Origin of the sequence: Peribacillus simplex, assembly GCF_001578185.1 — a bacterium.
Taxonomy (GTDB): domain Bacteria; phylum Bacillota; class Bacilli; order Bacillales; family DSM-1321; genus Peribacillus; species Peribacillus simplex_A.
Genome location: NZ_CP011008.1, coordinates 1,960,395 through 1,975,932, shown reverse-complemented (window position 1 = coordinate 1,975,932; position 15,538 = coordinate 1,960,395). Strand labels below are relative to the sequence as shown.

23 protein-coding genes and 1 pseudogene are annotated in these 15,538 nt (G+C 38.4%); 9 read left to right on the top strand and 15 right to left on the bottom strand.

The features are described 5' to 3' along the window. Positions 1–63: 63 nt before the first annotated feature. Together UP17_RS09325 and UP17_RS09320 are read right to left on the bottom strand one after the other, a co-directional pair. Positions 64–354 carry a spore coat protein gene (locus UP17_RS09325; protein ID WP_061462716.1) on the bottom strand — a complete coding sequence of 97 codons (291 nt, stop codon included), beginning with the start codon at positions 352–354 and terminating at the stop codon, positions 64–66. After that, a complete protein-coding gene (locus UP17_RS09320) occupies positions 354–557 on the bottom strand; it encodes a hypothetical protein (protein WP_061462715.1) in 204 nt (67 codons plus the stop codon). Before UP17_RS09320 ends, UP17_RS09325 begins: the two co-directional genes overlap by 1 nt. A gap of 162 nt (positions 558–719) precedes the next feature. Between UP17_RS09320 and UP17_RS09315 the strand changes: the two genes are divergently transcribed. The 3 genes and pseudogenes from UP17_RS09315 to UP17_RS09305 all read left to right on the top strand — a co-directional run. Then, the gene (locus tag UP17_RS09315) at positions 720–935 is read left to right on the top strand and encodes a hypothetical protein (RefSeq protein ID WP_061462714.1); all 216 of its coding nucleotides are present in this window, start codon (positions 720–722) and stop codon (positions 933–935) included. Positions 936–945: 10 nt separating this feature from the next. After that, positions 946–1,197, top strand: coding sequence for a spore coat protein (locus tag UP17_RS09310; protein ID WP_081108773.1), 252 nt, complete (start codon positions 946–948; stop codon positions 1,195–1,197). Further along, a pseudogene (locus tag UP17_RS09305) lies at positions 1,142–1,675 on the top strand (zinc-binding dehydrogenase); the annotation flags it as partial. The gene UP17_RS09310 and the pseudogene UP17_RS09305, both read left to right, overlap by 56 nt. 343 nt (positions 1,676–2,018) lie before the next feature. Here the strand turns inward: UP17_RS09305 and UP17_RS09300 are convergent. From UP17_RS09300 to yneA, 6 genes are all read right to left on the bottom strand, one after another. After that, positions 2,019–2,234: a YneF family protein gene (locus UP17_RS09300; RefSeq protein WP_034312934.1), complete on the bottom strand. Its 216-nt coding sequence runs from the start codon at positions 2,232–2,234 to the stop codon at positions 2,019–2,021. Between the two features lie 84 nt (positions 2,235–2,318). Continuing rightward, positions 2,319–2,759 carry a sporulation inhibitor of replication protein SirA gene (gene sirA / locus UP17_RS09295; protein ID WP_061462713.1) on the bottom strand — a complete coding sequence of 147 codons (441 nt, stop codon included), beginning with the start codon at positions 2,757–2,759 and terminating at the stop codon, positions 2,319–2,321. 295 nt (positions 2,760–3,054) lie between these two features. Then, entirely contained in the window at positions 3,055–5,058 is a 2,004-nt protein-coding gene (gene tkt, locus UP17_RS09290; RefSeq protein ID WP_061462712.1) for a transketolase, read from the bottom strand. 223 nt (positions 5,059–5,281) lie between these two features. Further along, positions 5,282–5,515, bottom strand: coding sequence for a DUF896 domain-containing protein (locus UP17_RS09285; protein WP_061462711.1), 234 nt, complete (start codon positions 5,513–5,515; stop codon positions 5,282–5,284). A gap of 65 nt (positions 5,516–5,580) precedes the next feature. After that, a complete protein-coding gene (locus tag UP17_RS09280) occupies positions 5,581–6,237 on the bottom strand; it encodes a YneB family resolvase-like protein (protein ID WP_061462709.1) in 657 nt (218 codons plus the stop codon). Between the two features lie 19 nt (positions 6,238–6,256). Further along, the gene (gene yneA, locus UP17_RS09275) at positions 6,257–6,568 is read right to left on the bottom strand and encodes a cell division suppressor protein YneA (protein ID WP_061462707.1); all 312 of its coding nucleotides are present in this window, start codon (positions 6,566–6,568) and stop codon (positions 6,257–6,259) included. 155 nt (positions 6,569–6,723) lie between these two features. On the opposite strand from yneA, the gene lexA reads away from it, so the two are divergent. Continuing rightward, the gene (lexA, locus tag UP17_RS09270; RefSeq protein ID WP_061462705.1) at positions 6,724–7,347 is read left to right on the top strand and encodes a transcriptional repressor LexA; all 624 of its coding nucleotides are present in this window, start codon (positions 6,724–6,726) and stop codon (positions 7,345–7,347) included. Positions 7,348–7,592: 245 nt separating this feature from the next. On the opposite strand, the gene UP17_RS09265 is transcribed toward lexA, so the two are convergent. Together UP17_RS09265 and UP17_RS29220 are read right to left on the bottom strand one after the other, a co-directional pair. Continuing rightward, complete coding sequence (locus UP17_RS09265; RefSeq protein WP_061462703.1) at positions 7,593–8,111, bottom strand: glucosaminidase domain-containing protein; 519 nt, start codon at positions 8,109–8,111, stop codon at positions 7,593–7,595. Beyond that, a complete protein-coding gene (locus UP17_RS29220) occupies positions 8,078–8,206 on the bottom strand; it encodes a hypothetical protein (protein ID WP_284149568.1) in 129 nt (42 codons plus the stop codon). Before UP17_RS29220 ends, UP17_RS09265 begins: the two co-directional genes overlap by 34 nt. Before the next feature lie 83 nt (positions 8,207–8,289). Here UP17_RS29220 and UP17_RS27470 point away from each other — a divergent pair, with 83 nt between their 5' ends. Beyond that, positions 8,290–8,445 (top strand): hypothetical protein, encoded by a 156-nt coding sequence (locus tag UP17_RS27470; protein ID WP_155727285.1) that lies wholly within the window; start codon positions 8,290–8,292, stop codon positions 8,443–8,445. A 63-nt stretch (positions 8,446–8,508) separates the two neighbouring features. Then, on the top strand, positions 8,509–8,790 hold the full coding sequence (locus UP17_RS09260; protein WP_061462701.1) for a hypothetical protein: 282 nt from the start codon (positions 8,509–8,511) through the stop codon (positions 8,788–8,790). Positions 8,791–9,033: 243 nt separating this feature from the next. On the opposite strand, the gene UP17_RS09255 is transcribed toward UP17_RS09260, so the two are convergent. The 3 genes from UP17_RS09255 to UP17_RS09245 form a co-directional block, all read right to left on the bottom strand. Continuing rightward, complete coding sequence (locus tag UP17_RS09255) at positions 9,034–10,566, bottom strand: esterase/lipase family protein (protein WP_061466044.1); 1,533 nt, start codon at positions 10,564–10,566, stop codon at positions 9,034–9,036. Between the two features lie 697 nt (positions 10,567–11,263). Next, positions 11,264–11,572: a hypothetical protein gene (locus tag UP17_RS09250; RefSeq protein ID WP_061462699.1), complete on the bottom strand. Its 309-nt coding sequence runs from the start codon at positions 11,570–11,572 to the stop codon at positions 11,264–11,266. Positions 11,573–11,618: 46 nt separating this feature from the next. Next, complete coding sequence (locus tag UP17_RS09245) at positions 11,619–11,843, bottom strand: helix-turn-helix transcriptional regulator (RefSeq protein WP_061462697.1); 225 nt, start codon at positions 11,841–11,843, stop codon at positions 11,619–11,621. Between the two features lie 134 nt (positions 11,844–11,977). Between UP17_RS09245 and UP17_RS09240 the strand changes: the two genes are divergently transcribed. Then, entirely contained in the window at positions 11,978–12,616 is a 639-nt protein-coding gene (locus tag UP17_RS09240) for a LexA family protein (RefSeq protein WP_061462694.1), read from the top strand. A gap of 490 nt (positions 12,617–13,106) precedes the next feature. Here the strand turns inward: UP17_RS09240 and UP17_RS27465 are convergent, their stop codons facing one another. Further along, entirely contained in the window at positions 13,107–13,277 is a 171-nt protein-coding gene (locus UP17_RS27465; protein WP_155727284.1) for a hypothetical protein, read from the bottom strand. A 292-nt stretch (positions 13,278–13,569) separates the two neighbouring features. Beyond that, a complete protein-coding gene (locus tag UP17_RS09235; protein WP_061462692.1) occupies positions 13,570–14,259 on the bottom strand; it encodes an N-acetylmuramoyl-L-alanine amidase in 690 nt (229 codons plus the stop codon). 761 nt (positions 14,260–15,020) lie between these two features. On the opposite strand from UP17_RS09235, the gene UP17_RS29215 reads away from it, so the two are divergent. Together UP17_RS29215 and UP17_RS09230 are read left to right on the top strand one after the other, a co-directional pair. Beyond that, complete coding sequence (locus UP17_RS29215; RefSeq protein ID WP_284149567.1) at positions 15,021–15,152, top strand: hypothetical protein; 132 nt, start codon at positions 15,021–15,023, stop codon at positions 15,150–15,152. A gap of 61 nt (positions 15,153–15,213) precedes the next feature. Continuing rightward, complete coding sequence (locus UP17_RS09230; protein ID WP_061462690.1) at positions 15,214–15,438, top strand: hypothetical protein; 225 nt, start codon at positions 15,214–15,216, stop codon at positions 15,436–15,438. Positions 15,439–15,538: the final 100 nt, after the last annotated feature.

The following is a 15,538-nucleotide window of genomic DNA, read 5'->3' as shown; positions in this document are numbered from 1 at the left end:
GATAGAGGGCACTTCATCAGTTAGCTTTTGGAAAGTGGAACCATCCAAAAGCTCGTCAAAATCTTAAAGATTCAATGCCGTATTAGCCGTTTGAAGATTCACCTGTGCTTGCTCATCCATATCCTGAGGGTGATAATAACCTTTAGAAACCATATAATCACTTATGATCCCATGTGTTTCTACAGCGGACTTTAGCTGTTCCCGTAATGCAGCCCTCAGTTCAGGTGAAGCTGTTTCAGTTATAGCGAAAGCCGCATTTCTAATTCCTGATTTGGCAGAAATCAGAAAGTCAGTTGCAATCACCTGATCGGTCATTCCACTCATACCCGCCATATTTTGTAAAAAATTAGTCATTATTTCCCCTCTCCTTGATTAACCAGAATTTCCTGTAATCTTTGAATTTGCTCTCTGCCGCTGCTGATGTCTTGTAATAGAATGTTTTTTAATTCCGTATCTCGAACTAATCCGTTCATTATAGAACTTTTAGATAGACAAAGGCTTTTGAAATTCAATATTTCATGCAACTCTAACGTTTCATGCAGTCCTAACTTTCCCATTAAAAGTATCTCTCCTTTCATTTACATTCACTTACTTATCTTTCGTTGTTCAAATGGTCTTATTCATTGTTTCTAAAAGAAGATAAAACCTAGACCCCCTGTATACCAATAAGTTGAATAGGGAAAATTACTTTTGTTACATACACCTTAGGGGGTGATTGGATGGAAAATGAAAATCTGGCCTTTCATGAGACCATGGAGACGCATGAAATAATAAATTTTAAAACAATAAGCTTGATGAAATCCAAATTAATGCAAGGAATTTGTTTCGATAATGATTTAAAGGCACTAATGGAAAAAGACGTACAGCAATCCATAATAGCCATTAATGAACTGAAAAGTTTTTACGAAGGTGCCCGAACAAACTATATACAATGAGGTGAACGTTATGGAAATGGACTATTTAAATCCCCAAGGCGCTGAACATATGCCTGAAATGGCTGATTCTTCTATTGCCCTGGAATTCCTACTGTCAATCAAAAACGGGATTCATACGTATGCAATAGCTATAACGGAAACAATGAGTCCAGAATTGAGACAAGCCCTATACCGGCAAATGGAGCAATCCATTGATTTACATGCCGAAATGGAAAAGGGTCATTGCCGTCGATCATCTCAACTATCGTTTGGAACATGCTAAACGGATAAATAAAGTCGAAATCGTTAATTTCGAACAATATGAAAACGTAGGGGAATATCTTAAAGAAATAACTAAAGACGGAGCCGACATCGTAATTGACTGTTCTGGCATGAACGGTAAAATGACTCCTATGGAATATCTAGCAACTGGCCTTAAGCTGCATGGAGGTGCCATGGGTGGTCTTGTAATTGCCTCCCAAGCCGTGCGTAAAGCTGAAACCATTCAAATAACAAGTGTTTACGGTGGGCGTTATAACGGATTTCCGTTAGGAGATATATTTCAAAGAAACGTGGATATCAAGACCGGACAAGCTCCTGTTATCCCTTATATGCCCTATCTCTATAAACTTATATCTGAAGGAAAGGTTGATCCTGGCGATGTCGTAACCCATGTACTTCCAATCAATCAAGCTAAACATGGTTATCAAGTATTCGATACAAGGACAAACGGATGCATTAAAGTGGTGCTGAAGCCCTGAATAGCAGTGATTTTGTAGGTTACTGAATTTATTGACTCCAGGTATTGTTGTTCAAGCTATTTTGTTCGCAAGTTCATGGCGACTATTGCTTCTACTCTAGTTCCAAAACCTTTATTGCTTCCGATTCTAAAAATTGTTACCAATGATATTCAAACTCCAAAATAAAAGCCACTTTTCCTGAAACTCGTCCAGGAAAAGTGGCTTTACGTTTAAAAAGGAAGATAAACTTAATTATCACTTAAATCAATTGAAGGTTCGATCCTTACGTGGTTTATCGTTATAACTTTACATTTATCCTATCTTTTTATAAAAACAAGGTTATAATAGCGGTATTTCATGCTTATTATTTTGTTTGTTGTTTATTCATGGCGCTCATCATTTGATTAATTTTCTTTTGGGATGGTTTCATACCCATTTGCATCATCATCATTTTCAGCATCTGTTCGTTAATTGGCGGATTTTTCTTTAAGTAATCCATCATGTATTTACGAGCGATGAAAAATCCCAGCACTACTCCAGCAATCAATGCCAGTACGCCAACTAGAATGTAAACCCACATACTATTTCCTCCTTCGTGTTGTCTAACATCAGTGTACTAGACCAAAGGTTATTATACAATACCCGCTACCGAAAAGTCCCCCATTTAGACAAATTTTCTTTCTTTTATCGGTTTTAACCAACCGTATTTTTCGTGTTCAAAATCAATGGCTAGAAAACTCGCTTCATATTTTCGAATGCATTCAAAGAAAGCCGTCTCCGCTTCATAGTCTCCTTCAGCTTTAAGCGTAATGGACTCATCCTGGATGATTAACACGGCTTTACTTGATCCGTTTGTTTTTTCTAAATAGTATTTTCCATTTTGAGACCAAAAATTCATCTTTTTTTGTAAACGTTGTTCAATTGCTACCTGCAACTGGATAATGGGGACTGTTTTGGTGACAAATTCGATTTGTTTTTGCAAAATACTCTTCAGTCTGCCCCTTGCTTGAATATACTCCAAAAACAAATTGAAAAATAGCTTTTCTCTTCCATAATAATGATGGGCAAATTCATCTTCGATTAAAAAGATTTGATAGGTTCTCATCAGCCAACGCCTCCTAGCATTCCTATTTTTGGTCACCAGAACAACTTACCATCAGGACCTTCCATTATTTCCTACCCTTGATGACTTTCCCCTTTAACTGACACATTTAAACGAAAATTATTTATTCTCATTATATATTGACAAACTAAAAAGAAATGTTGTTTGCTGGAGAAATTTTTTTCTTTTTTTGTCGAATGGATGCTATCCCAGAGAATAAGAGCACTTTCAACATACAATTAGAAGGTTCGATAAAAAAACTGACACCAAACTAGTTGGTATCAGTTCCCCATTACTATTATTTAAGCATTTCTTTAACACGAGCAACTACATTTTCTACAGTGAAACCAAATTCCTCCATGATCTTACCGCCTGGTGCAGAAGCTCCAAAATGATTGATGGCCAATATTTCACCCTCATCACCTGCATAACGATCCCAGCCAAACGGTGATGCCACTTCGATAGCTAGACGTTTTTTCACTGCTGGATTGATTACACTTTGTTTATATTCTTTAGATTGAGTTTCAAATCGATCCCATGATGGCATGCTGATTACCGAAACATCAATTCCATCGTTCGCTAAAGCTTTCTGTGCTTCCACAGCCAAGTTCACTTCAGAACCAGTCGCAAGTAGTAATGCATCCGCTTCTTCTTTCTTAGCAGCGGATATGATGTAAGCCCCTTTTGAAACACCTTCATAAGCAGTTTCGGAAGTATCTTTTATTGTTGGCAACCCTTGACGAGTCAGTACAAGGGCATTCGGTTTATTTGTAGACTCCATAGCCACTTTCCAAGCTGCTGCCGTTTCATTGCCATCAGCTGGACGGATTACCCCTAGGTTGGGCATTGCCCGCAATGATGCTAATTGTTCGATTGGCTCATGTGTCGGTCCGTCTTCCCCTACAGCAATGCTATCGTGGGTGAAGACATACGTTACAGGTAGTCCCATCAGTGCTGCCATTCTTATGGCAGGACGCAAATAATCAGAGAATACGAAGAATGTACCTCCGTACACTTTTAATCCACCATGAAGGGTCATTCCATTTAAAGCCGCACCCATAGCGAATTCACGTACACCGAACCATATATTACGGCCACTGTAATTACCAGGTAATAGATCTGTCTCACCTTTGATGGCAGTATTATTAGATCCTGCTAAATCTGCTGAACCACCAATGAAGCTAGGGACCTTTTTGGCAATTGCATTCAATACTTCTCCGCTTGAAGCACGGGAAGCTAATGTTTTTCCTTCTTCATAAACCGGAATTTCCTGATCCCACTCAGCAGGCAGTTCACCTTTGATTGCCAGCTCCAATTGCTCGGCTAACTCAGGGTGTGCTTCTTTGTAATTTTTGAACAATTCATTCCAAGCTTCTTCTTTTTGGGCGCCTGCCTCTACAACAGATTCATTGAAGTGAGAATAAACTTCTTCTGGAACATGGAAATCCTCTTCGAATGTCCATTTATAAGCTTCCTTAGTCAACTTCAGCTCATCTGCACCAAGCGGAGCGCCGTGAACAGCAGATTTACCTGAACGGTTTGGTGAACCGTAACCAATAACCGTTTTCACTTCGATTAATGTTGGACGTGCCTCATCGGTTTTCGCTTCTTCAATCGCTTTGGCAATTTCCTGAAGATCGTTCCCGTCCTCAACGCGGACATATTGCCATCCATAAGATTTGAACCGGTTTGCTACACTTTCACTAAATGATTGACTTAAGTCGCCGTCAAGGGATATATCATTAGAATCATATAAAACGACAAGTCTTCCAAGTTGCAGATGTCCTGCTAATGAAGCCGCTTCTGCAGAAACACCTTCCATTAAATCTCCATCCCCACAAATGCTATATGTATAATGATCGACCACATTATAAGATTCACGGTTATAGCTTTCTGCCAAGTGGCGTTCTGCCATTGCCATTCCGACTGCCATTGCAATACCTTGTCCAAGAGGTCCTGTCGTTGCATCTACCCCAGCGGTATGTCCGAATTCGGGATGTCCTGGAGTTTTACTGCCCCATTGGCGGAAGCTTTTCAAATCATCGATAGATAAGCCATAGCCCGATAAATGAAGAAGGCTGTATAACAGCATAGACCCATGACCAGCTGAAAGAACGAAGCGATCTCTATTAAACCAATCTGGATTTTTCGGGTTATGATTCATATATTCAGTCCATAATTTGTACGCCATCGGCGCTGCACCCATGGGCATGCCTGGATGGCCGGAATTAGCCTTTTCAATTGCATCAATCGATAATGTACGAATCGTATTGATAGAAAGTGCATCTAATTTATCTAACATATCGTAAAACATCCCTTCCTGTAATGTACCTCTTTATATTATAGTGACCAGCATAATATCACAACTAAAAACACTATTTACAACCCCGATATTACAATATTTTCTGGAAATTAAAGAAGTCCCCTATTTAGATTAAGCTAAATAGGAGAATACATACATGAATGCACTCCCTTTTTAATCCTTAAAGCTTAAAATGGGGTGTTTCATGATAATAGTCCAAGCATTAATGTAAGTTTCTTTTTTCTTTAATATTCTTTATCTTTTGAGGAGTGACGTCATTACCTTCTGGATCAACGACTTTCACGTGCTCCAACGTATCGGACATGGACCGTCTGAATGTTTCTAAATACTCACTTCTTAATTGGGTTTGCTCTTTCGCCTCGACTTCCGTTAAACCTTCAGCCTTTGCCTTTTTAGAAAGTTCATTAATACGGGCTATTTTTTCTTTTGATAGCATAATTTCGCTCCTTCGTAATCTGCGGATATTGTCATGGTATTAAAAAAAAAGCGAAATTACAAGTTCTATGATTGACTTTCCTGTATATTTAGTTGATGTTCGAGAAAACGCCTGTTCACCGTAGCTTTGGATACATTGTATCCAAAGCCCCTTAAAGTGGCTGCGATTTCTGCAAATGTCAATCCATTAGCCCGGAGTTTAATAATCTCTTCAATGGGAATTTCCATACGTTCCCTTCCAGTAGAATTCCTTTGGTTCTGAAGATTGTTTTGAGGGCGGTAGCCTTTTTCAACGGCTCTTATCATCCCGCGTTTTATTTTTAGGTTATGTAATTTCCTTTGATATTCCTCAACAATACCGACTATCTGGATGACCATGGCATCCGAATCCGATAACTCTATTTCCCCATCGTGTGAGAGCGTATAAATTTTCACGTCTTCTTTAAGGATGACATGGAAAAGGGCTATTTTGGCATTCCCTCTTCCTAGTCTTGTTTCGTCCTGGATTAATAGAACTTCGGCTTCTTTGGCTTTAAATAGTTCGATCATGTCAAAAATGCCATCCCGGTTTAACTCATAACCGCTTTCCTGCTCCTTTATTATGGAAACAACTTCCATATCCAACTTTTCGGCCAATTTGACTAATTCATCTTCCTGCCTTGCCAATGATGTCTCCTGTGACTCTTTTTCTGTGCTAACCCTACAATAGATTATTGCCTTCATAATACCCTACCTTCACTGCTTACTGCTGACTTGCCAAATTCTGAACAAGTTCTTCCCCTTTAACCGGTATGACAATGACTTGACCAGGTTTAATCGAATCTGCCCTGACTCCATTATGCTCTTCTATCCAACCAATGAATTCTTTTTTTGTCAAATCAGCTTCATCATATTTTTCGGCAATTCCCCATAGGGTGTCGCCTTCACCTACTTCTATAGAAAGGAAATCTTTTTTTTGATCATTGTCCAATGTACAAGAGAATAAAATTGAAAAGATGAATACTGATCCAGCTAACAGAATCGTATATACATAATTTTTGTATATTTTTTTCATAAATATCCCTCCAAAGCGAATGTTCGTTCGTATGTTATGTCAAAATTATAATACGAACGTTTGTTTCAGTCAACAACTAAATTCGAACTTATGTTTGTATAGAATTGGGGGCCATGCTATAATGGGGCAAAGAACATTGGAGAAGAGGTGCACATATGACTAAACTATCAAAACGGCAGCAAGATATCCTTGATTTCATTAAAGAAGAGGTCCGCCAAAAAGGGTATCCACCTTCCGTCCGGGAGATTGGCGAAGCAGTGGGACTTGCATCAAGTTCAACAGTACACGGACATTTATCCCGCCTGGAAAGTAAAGGTCTGATAAGACGTGACCCAACCAAGCCGAGGGCCATTGAAATACTGAACTTGGAGGAAGCGAATAATATCCCCAAAGCTAGTGTCGTGAACGTGCCGTTACTTGGTAAAGTAACCGCGGGCATGCCGATAACTGCAATTGAGAACATAGAAGAATACTTTCCGCTTCCCGAAAGCATGGTTCCACATGATGACCATGTTTTCATGCTAGAAATCATGGGTGAAAGTATGATTGAAGCAGGAATCCATGATGGAGATTATGTCATCGTGAAACAACAAAGCAGCGCCAATAATGGAGATATCGTCGTGGCCATGACGGAAGATGATGAAGCCACTGTAAAACGATTCTTTAAGGAACCGGATTACATAAGGCTTCAGCCTGAGAACTCAAATATGGAACCAATTATTTTAAGAGATGTTTCGATACTTGGAAAAGTAATAGGCTTATATAGACAAATACATTAAAAGCGCTAAACGCGCTTTTTTTTTGTTTGTTTAATTTATGTCCGAAATTCTATCATTATGCATTTGGAAGACTAGGTTTGAAATATTTTTTTAATAGAAGCGTGTTTTCATAGGAGTATTAAAACATTATTCATTTATGGCGGTTGATAGGCAAAGTATCGCTTTCTGGATATATGTACTTTAGGAAAAATATGAAACCATAAAATTAATAAAGAGCGAGATGAAACCCCGCTCCCTGTAAATGTTCATTTCACTCTTAATCTTTGGTTCACTTTAATAAGGTTAAGATCGACCAATCCATTCCACTGTTGAATCTGCATTTGCGTAGAACCATATGCTTTTGCAAGCGCAGATACGGAATCCCCTTTTTTGACGATATGATAGACCTCTTCGATGCATTCATCATATTTAGTTAAATCGCTTGTTTCGATTAGGTTCGCCAGTTTTTCTATATATTTCGGATCCGAGGCGTAACCCGCATCGAATATTGCTTTGAGTGCTTTTTTGTAATCTTGTTCTCCAATGACCGCTGTATACAAACTTCTATTCCATGAAGTTCCCTTTACATATAGATTGGCAAGATCTCTTAGACTTTCTTCCCATGTTGGATATTTTCTGAATTTGTTCCATACTTGAACGGGTGCACCGTTGACGTATTCAATTGTTTGTATAATGACTGACTCGCCCTTAAAATCACCTTTTGTACCGAATATATTCTTTCCTTGATTTGCTAAAAAGCTTGTCCCATATCCATCTCCAAACAAGCTTGTGCAATGATCACAGAAGGCAAAATTTTAAATTCCTTTTGAATTTTCAGGGCATATGGAGCAATTTCCTTAATAAACGTTTCCTTGCTCATTAGAACCTCCATTATTAGGACTCACTTTCTTAACTGGTTATCTTCATTCATATCGTATTCTAAACCATGAAAAGGGTGACAGCATGTCCAGCAAAAAAGGTACTGATATTTGGTTAATTGTCTTCACTATGATCAAAAAAGAGCAAGCATACATTGAGCGGCTTCACATTGAACTTGAAAGTCTTCGAAACTTGTTGTATCAACTTTCATTGATCAATCGTTTATATTGCATTAATTAATATGGTATAAATCCTTTGTAAATGGTAAAAATTAATTGTGAAAACTTCTAAGGTGGTGACATTATGGACTTCCCAACCATCCATACAAACTTTTGGGATGCAGTGATAGCCATTCCTACCATCATGACACTTACTCAACTTATTAAGGTCATGTTTCCAATTCCTCCAAAATTCATCCCTGCCATCGCTTTGGTTCTAGGCTTATTCATTTCCATTTTCATCAGCCATCGACACCATTTGGTTGCAGGAATTTTCATGGGCTGGTTTTATGGCTATGCAAGCATAGGCAACTATGCTGCTCTCAAAACTAGTATTTTGTCTTATAGAGAATCTTATCAAAAGTAGGATTGAACTATACATGATAGCACACGCCTAGGGTCATCAATCTTGTTCTTGCCAGGAGACCAAACTAGCTTATATTCCCATCGAACAATCTAATATTCATTCCTTTATGGCAATTACGGCCTAGCTTTTTACTTAGCTGAATCAACATAGCCCAAAGTAAAGTAAATAAAACCAATTCACACCTCCACATTTCAACCTAAAAAAACCTCTCAATTAAGAGAGGGGATTTTTTGGTAAGTTCCACTACTTTTCAATATAGACCGAACGAATCAGCGTACGGGTTCTTTCAGGACCATTCACGCTTTTTTCCTTGACGTCAATTGTTACATTATAAACACCTGATTTAGGCACTTCTGGAAGGGTACCCGAAAAATTTTCGGTATCCATTTCCTGAATTGTGCTTTTTTCACTAATTTCTTTCCCGCTTTCATCTATTAGATGAACCAGAAATGTTGTGCTGATTGGCCTTTTTTTATCATTCATCGGATTCTTAATGATAAATTTAGCATCTTTTTGCTTAACTTTTCCAGCCATACTTAATATAATCGGATTCTTTTCGTTAAATTGTGCCGTGAAAAGGTATGCATCTTTTGGTGATTTAGTCTTCATTCGCACTCTCCAGTCACCAATTTCAAGTTTATTCCTATTAAATGTTTGTATGGTAGCACCATTAAAAAAGGAAGTTTGATTTTTTGCAGATTGAACTTTTAAGGAAGGTCTATACTTTTTATTAGATGGAGAAATCAATTCAACCTCGACATCATTTGTGGCAGTGTATATGGTTATATCACTTGGAGCTGCTTCATTTACATGGAAACTTTGTTCGTTCCAGACATTTTGTTGCAGGACATCTCCCAGGACGGTTTGCGAAAGAGCGGTTGTGATGACATCATCTTCAACGTTTTCTTTATAATTGACATTTAAACCAGGAATCCCAGCAATAGAAGTGCTTCTTAAATAGGGTTCAATCCTTGAAAATACAGCTGAACCTATTCGAATATTGTCGTGATCATAGTTGGGATCCGTAAATAAATGTGACGCGTAGGGTATTTTCGTACTCCATACATTCACTAAACCATCATTTTCTCCATATGAAGATAAATATTGTCCACCCATTGATAAAGCGGAAAGAACCGGTCCTCTATTCATACCGGCCACGGTGAAATACATATTTTTCCGGGCGTTAACATGGTTATCCGTGACAGAACGAAACTCCGCCATTTTACCAACCTGTAAAGAATAAGTTCCTTCATCTTTTTGGCCCAATAGGGAACCAAGCCAGCCCGCATACCAGCTATATGCCAAATCAGCCAAGTTGGAACCGTGATGAGGGGAAGCTAAAGTGATGACCCTTCCAACATATTGGTGTGCTCCAAAGTGTACTAGAGCCGCTTGGGTGTCTGGCCCCCCCTTGCTGTGAGCTATAATATTTACTTTTTCGCCCCCGAAATGGTTACTGATTTCTGCAAGCATTTGAGCTAGCAGCCTTCCGTTAGCATATTGGCTAACTGATCCATTTCCAGCAGAATCGTAAAGCTGTACAAAAACCGTTTGATAGCCCGCTTCATATGCCTTAGTATACATATCATTGACACCGTGATAGTCCGTTTCACCGTACCAGCTGGCTGAATTGCTATTTTTCCCTTGGACAAATACGATTGGTGGTTTATTTGTGTCAAGATTGGGAGGGGTACTTCCCAGAAACCAATCCCCTGGGTTGAAAGTTTCGGATGGCGGCTTCAATTTTCCCGCTGAGGAAAAGTTCGGCTTTGCCATAATTAATATGGTTAGTATGAGGACAAGAAAAACGACATAATTGATTACATTCCTTTTCAATTGTTATTCTCCTCCCATGGTATTTTTCGAATACACCTATTATCAATGCCCTCCTTTACGGGTATCCTTATCCTATATCATTCATTAGTTTATATTTGTACTTTTTCCTGCCATTACCTGCTAACTTCATAAAAGATGGGAAAAAAAAACTACAAGAAAATTATAAATATAGAGATAAAGTATGAAGATGTTAAAAAGAGTGGTTCACATCACTTCCTGAACGATTGGCTTCAGAAGAACTTATGAAGGATATGTTAATAGCGATTGCTAGTAAACACGAAGAAAAAAAGAAAACAAGCCCTTCTCCTGCAAAGGATAGAGGGCTTGACTTTCTTATGAACAACATTATTAATTTTTCCGTCGAATATGCCACTGTCCAATTGCCCCTAATCATGTTGTTTTGAAATCCGTCCTTTGTAAGAAATAAATCACAGCAATTGGCTGTCATAATAGAATTCCAGTATCAAACGGCTATTTTATACAAATGATCGATACATTTCACTTAAACAGCTCTCATGATACTCCATCAAAATGTTTCCCCCTGTGGGTGAGTCCATAACAATTGGGTCCGCCATCAAGTACATTTCCATAAAAACACTACCAGCATGCCGATTCGGAGTTTGGATTATTAACTCCGTTAAGCACTTACACCTCCCCCATCATACCTGTATTTCACCCTGAGAACTGGATAATTGACTTCAGTGATAAGCTCATCCTTTCGATTGTACAGTTTGAATATACCGTTGTGTACGATAATATCCTCAATGATTTCTCCACGAATTTCCTTTCCAATCGCAAAGGTGCTAACAGCAACTCCTACTGCAACTTCAATAGACCTAATTTCTCTTTCCACTTTTCTCACCTTCTTTCCATTCTCACTCGAATCATCATAACCATGAACTTTGTCCCTTGGCAGGTTAGGATTACTATTGATTAGATTTTTCATTCCAGGAATGGCTTCTCTAGTATGAACACACAATATCGATTGAACTTCAACTACATTTGAAGTGTAGATGAGGGTCAAAAAAAATGATATCGTCGATGGAGAATCCTACACATTCAGCGAACATATACGCCTTATCGATTCGCAGAGGAATCTTATATTGCTCATAGTCAATGTAGGTCCTCTTGGCCATTTTTAGCACTTTAGCCATTTCCTCTTGGGTTAACCCTTTATACTTCCTCGCTTGTTTAAGTGTAAACTTAACGTTTGTCATACCTTGTCACCACCTATCTAAAAAAATGATATCACACTTGAAGTATAGTTACCAACGATTTTTTGTAAAATTCACGCACTTTAAGTTTACTCACTTTCACTCATAGTGTATATTCAAGTTAGAGGTGAAGAAATATGCACATTGGTGAAAGGATTAAAATGTTAAGAAAAGAAAGAAAAATGACACAAGAAGATTTGGCAAACATATTAAAAGTGGCCCCAACGGCAGTATCAGCATGGGAATCCGGACGGAATAAACCTTTAATGGATAAATTGAGCATGATATCCACATGCTTCGAAATCCCGCTATCCCACCTCATTGAAGGAGCACCTATCATTAGAAATGATCCTGCAATGGAATTTTTAAATGAAAAGAATGTCAGATTAATTGGTGTCTATGGAAATATACCTGCCGGAGAGCCTAACTTTACCAACGAATATATAGAAGCGTATATGCCGACGTTAAATTCCATGCTAAAATCGAATAAGGAATATTTTTTCCTTAGAGTAAAAGGCAACAGCATGAACAAAGAATTCAGTGACGGATCATTGATCCTCGTTGAAAAAACAACCTACGTCGACAGCGGAAAAATTGGTGTGATCTTAGTAAATGGTCACGATGGTACAGTCAAAAAAGTGATTATCAATGAAGAAAACATCACACTCATCCCCTGCAGCACGGATCCTTTTTATGAAGAAAAAACCTATCATATCAAAAATGATAGAGTCCGAATTTTAGGAAAAGTGGTACAGGCGATTAAAATATACGATTAATACTCAACTCTAGGGTTTCATTAGCAAATTAGTGACAAGCTAAAATACATAGATTAATTCAATTCGTTGAGCCAAACATTTATCCACTTATACATATTAGGTACAAGCCATTTTGGTTTGTGCTTTTTAATATTATTTTATATGAGTGAATGCATTCGGCAACTAAATTCGCCCAGGACGCTTTTTTCAATCTCCTTGCTTTTTATGCAGACTAAACCATTTTGTCAACCCAGCCAAGGTGCTCCTTTATTTTTCCATTCTCCCATGCCCTTACTTTTTATTCTTTGGGCCACAACCCCCTATAAGAATCGTATAATGGGTTGATACGTATTTGCCTCTGTAGCTCTAGCAGGGAAGAGCGCCGGAAAACATTGCAGCCACCGGGTCGCAAGGTAAGGGTTTCAGAAGCACCGAAAAGCAAATAGGCTGAGGCAGGTGGAATTCCGCCGGTGAAAATCCGTAGGGAAGCGTGTTCTCCCCTAACCTATGCTTATGAGAGGAGTGCTGGTTCGAATCCGTCAGGGGCTTGTTTCCATGATGAACTGTGATTTATATATACTGCCAAGCCAGGCTTGATGATTAAGATTGATCTCCCTCTTGTATCACGGGTTATAGCTTGTCCTTCCGTTAAAAAAGCGGTTCCCCTTATATGGCATACCATTCAAATTCCCCTTTTGCCTTCTGTGCAAATTTATGATTTCCTTTAGTGAAGAGGCTGTGGCCATCGCAGTCAATCTTTAATTTCCCCGTTTATCATTTTTAGAATTGCTTTTTTATAATTTCCCAAAAAAACAGTTAAGGTGAAAAATATATTCAATATATTCACAAAGGCTTCCGCCATTATTGAAAGAATGGCGGAAACGGGAAAAGTCCCTCTCTTTTTAGAGAAGGACTACCTGCGTGATGTGCTTTCTGGAAGCTATAAATAATTTAACCAGTCAACTATAAATTATTCATTTCACCCGCAATTTCTGCTCTACGGTAATGGTGAACTGGCTGTCAAGATTGTTCCAATCCTTAATTTGCTGAACTGTACTGCCATATGCCCCGCTTAAGGAGTATACAGTGTCCCCACTAACGACAGTATGGTATACCGCTGTAATTTTCTTGGTAAGATTGAAGCATTTAACTATACCGTTTACATGTCCGCGAGCCAGTGTTTCAATAAAGGATGCCATTTTTAATTTGGCTGCGTCATTGACATTATCGATAAATCCATTTTCAGTCAGGAGTGCGGGCATGTCCGTTTCACGGAGCACATGTAAATCGCCTGTTTTTTGTCCCCTGTCTTGGAAGCTGATAAGCTTCATGACCTCTGAATGAATATGATCTTGATACGTTTTCGTTATCTGGTTGGTTGACGTATAAACGTAATCCTCATACCCAGTGCCTCCGCCAGCATTAATATGGATGGAGAGGTAGAAGTCAGCTCCCCAAGCGTTCGCTTGATTCGTCCGATCGTCTAAAGAGGGGTACGTATCTTGGGGCCTGCTCATTTTTATAGAAACGTTATTATATTCTATTAATAATATGTCTTTGATTCTAGTTGCAATAGATAAAGTTAAATCCTTTTCTCTCAATCCATTACCCACCGATCCTGAATCCGTACCGCCGTGGCCGGGATCAATAAATATTTTCACCATTTCACTCACCTCTAATAATCTTATGTTGCACATTACCAAATGCCTGTACACATAACTACCGGATTAAAGAAAATTTCATAATATTAGATTCGGTTTCCTCACTAGGTCTACGGTTAACATGAAATGCGTTCTTCCTTTTCCCTAAAAAAAACACCTCTCCTGGTGTTTCAGTCTGTAGACAATTTGAACGTTGATTGGAATGTAGGGAACTCGCTTTCCGCGGGCGGTCCGCCCTCTGCTTGCGCCTGCGTGGTCTCCCATAGACGCGCTTTTCCCGCAGGAGTCACACACACACCCGTTCCAATCAACTTTGTTATAAAATTTAAATAAAATCTCTTTTGCCTTCAGTCTTTTTTTTTAAGATGGCAGTATTAAAACATTCCCTACAAGCACGAGAATCTTTTTGACTTCTTGAAAAAGCTATCTTCTATTATTTTACTTTGGTAAAATTGAACAATAACTTAAATCAAATAGAGGTTCCATAATATATGGAATTCACTAACCAGGTTCTTTTAAGGATGCTGATACATGGAAACAAATGAAATTAAGGATTTGGATAATGTTATGACCGAGACATAATCCCGTGAAATGGACCTTTATTCAAATTTATAAAAAAAGGATAACGACTTCAATCATACTTTCGTTGAAGGGGATTTCATTACAGAATCAATCACTCCAACTTCTATGTTTATTTGGAAAAAATCATCTGACTTTTTACCAATAGAACAAGCAACACAAAAACAAAGGTTTTATAAAATGGCATGGTGTGGGGAAACGGTGAATTAAATGAAGGGGAAGTCGATGACATCCATTTTGCTGCACCATTGAATCCTTTGATGGTTGATGTGAGGTTATCGGAACGGCAATCGATATCACCGAAAAAAAAGAAGTGAAAGCAGAATTCGAGAATTGGAAAAATTAGCGGCTGCAGGTGAATTGGTGCTGGAATAGCCCATGAAATCCGAATCCTTTGACTTCCTTAACCAAATCATCAGTGAACGGATACATGATGCAAGCATCCTAGAATATCTTGGGATCATGGTGGTGGAACTGGATAGGATTAATAACACCGTTAATGAATTTATATTTATAGCAAAACCTGATGAAACCATTAAAATCAGTAGAAACAATATTTACTCCATCATATCGAATATCATTAAATTCATGGAACCACAGTGAAATTTAAGGCATCCGGATTATTTTTGAATCCAAATAACCTCCCTTAAGGCAGTATGTGATCAAAACCTAATGAAACAGGTGTTGATTAACCTTATACAAA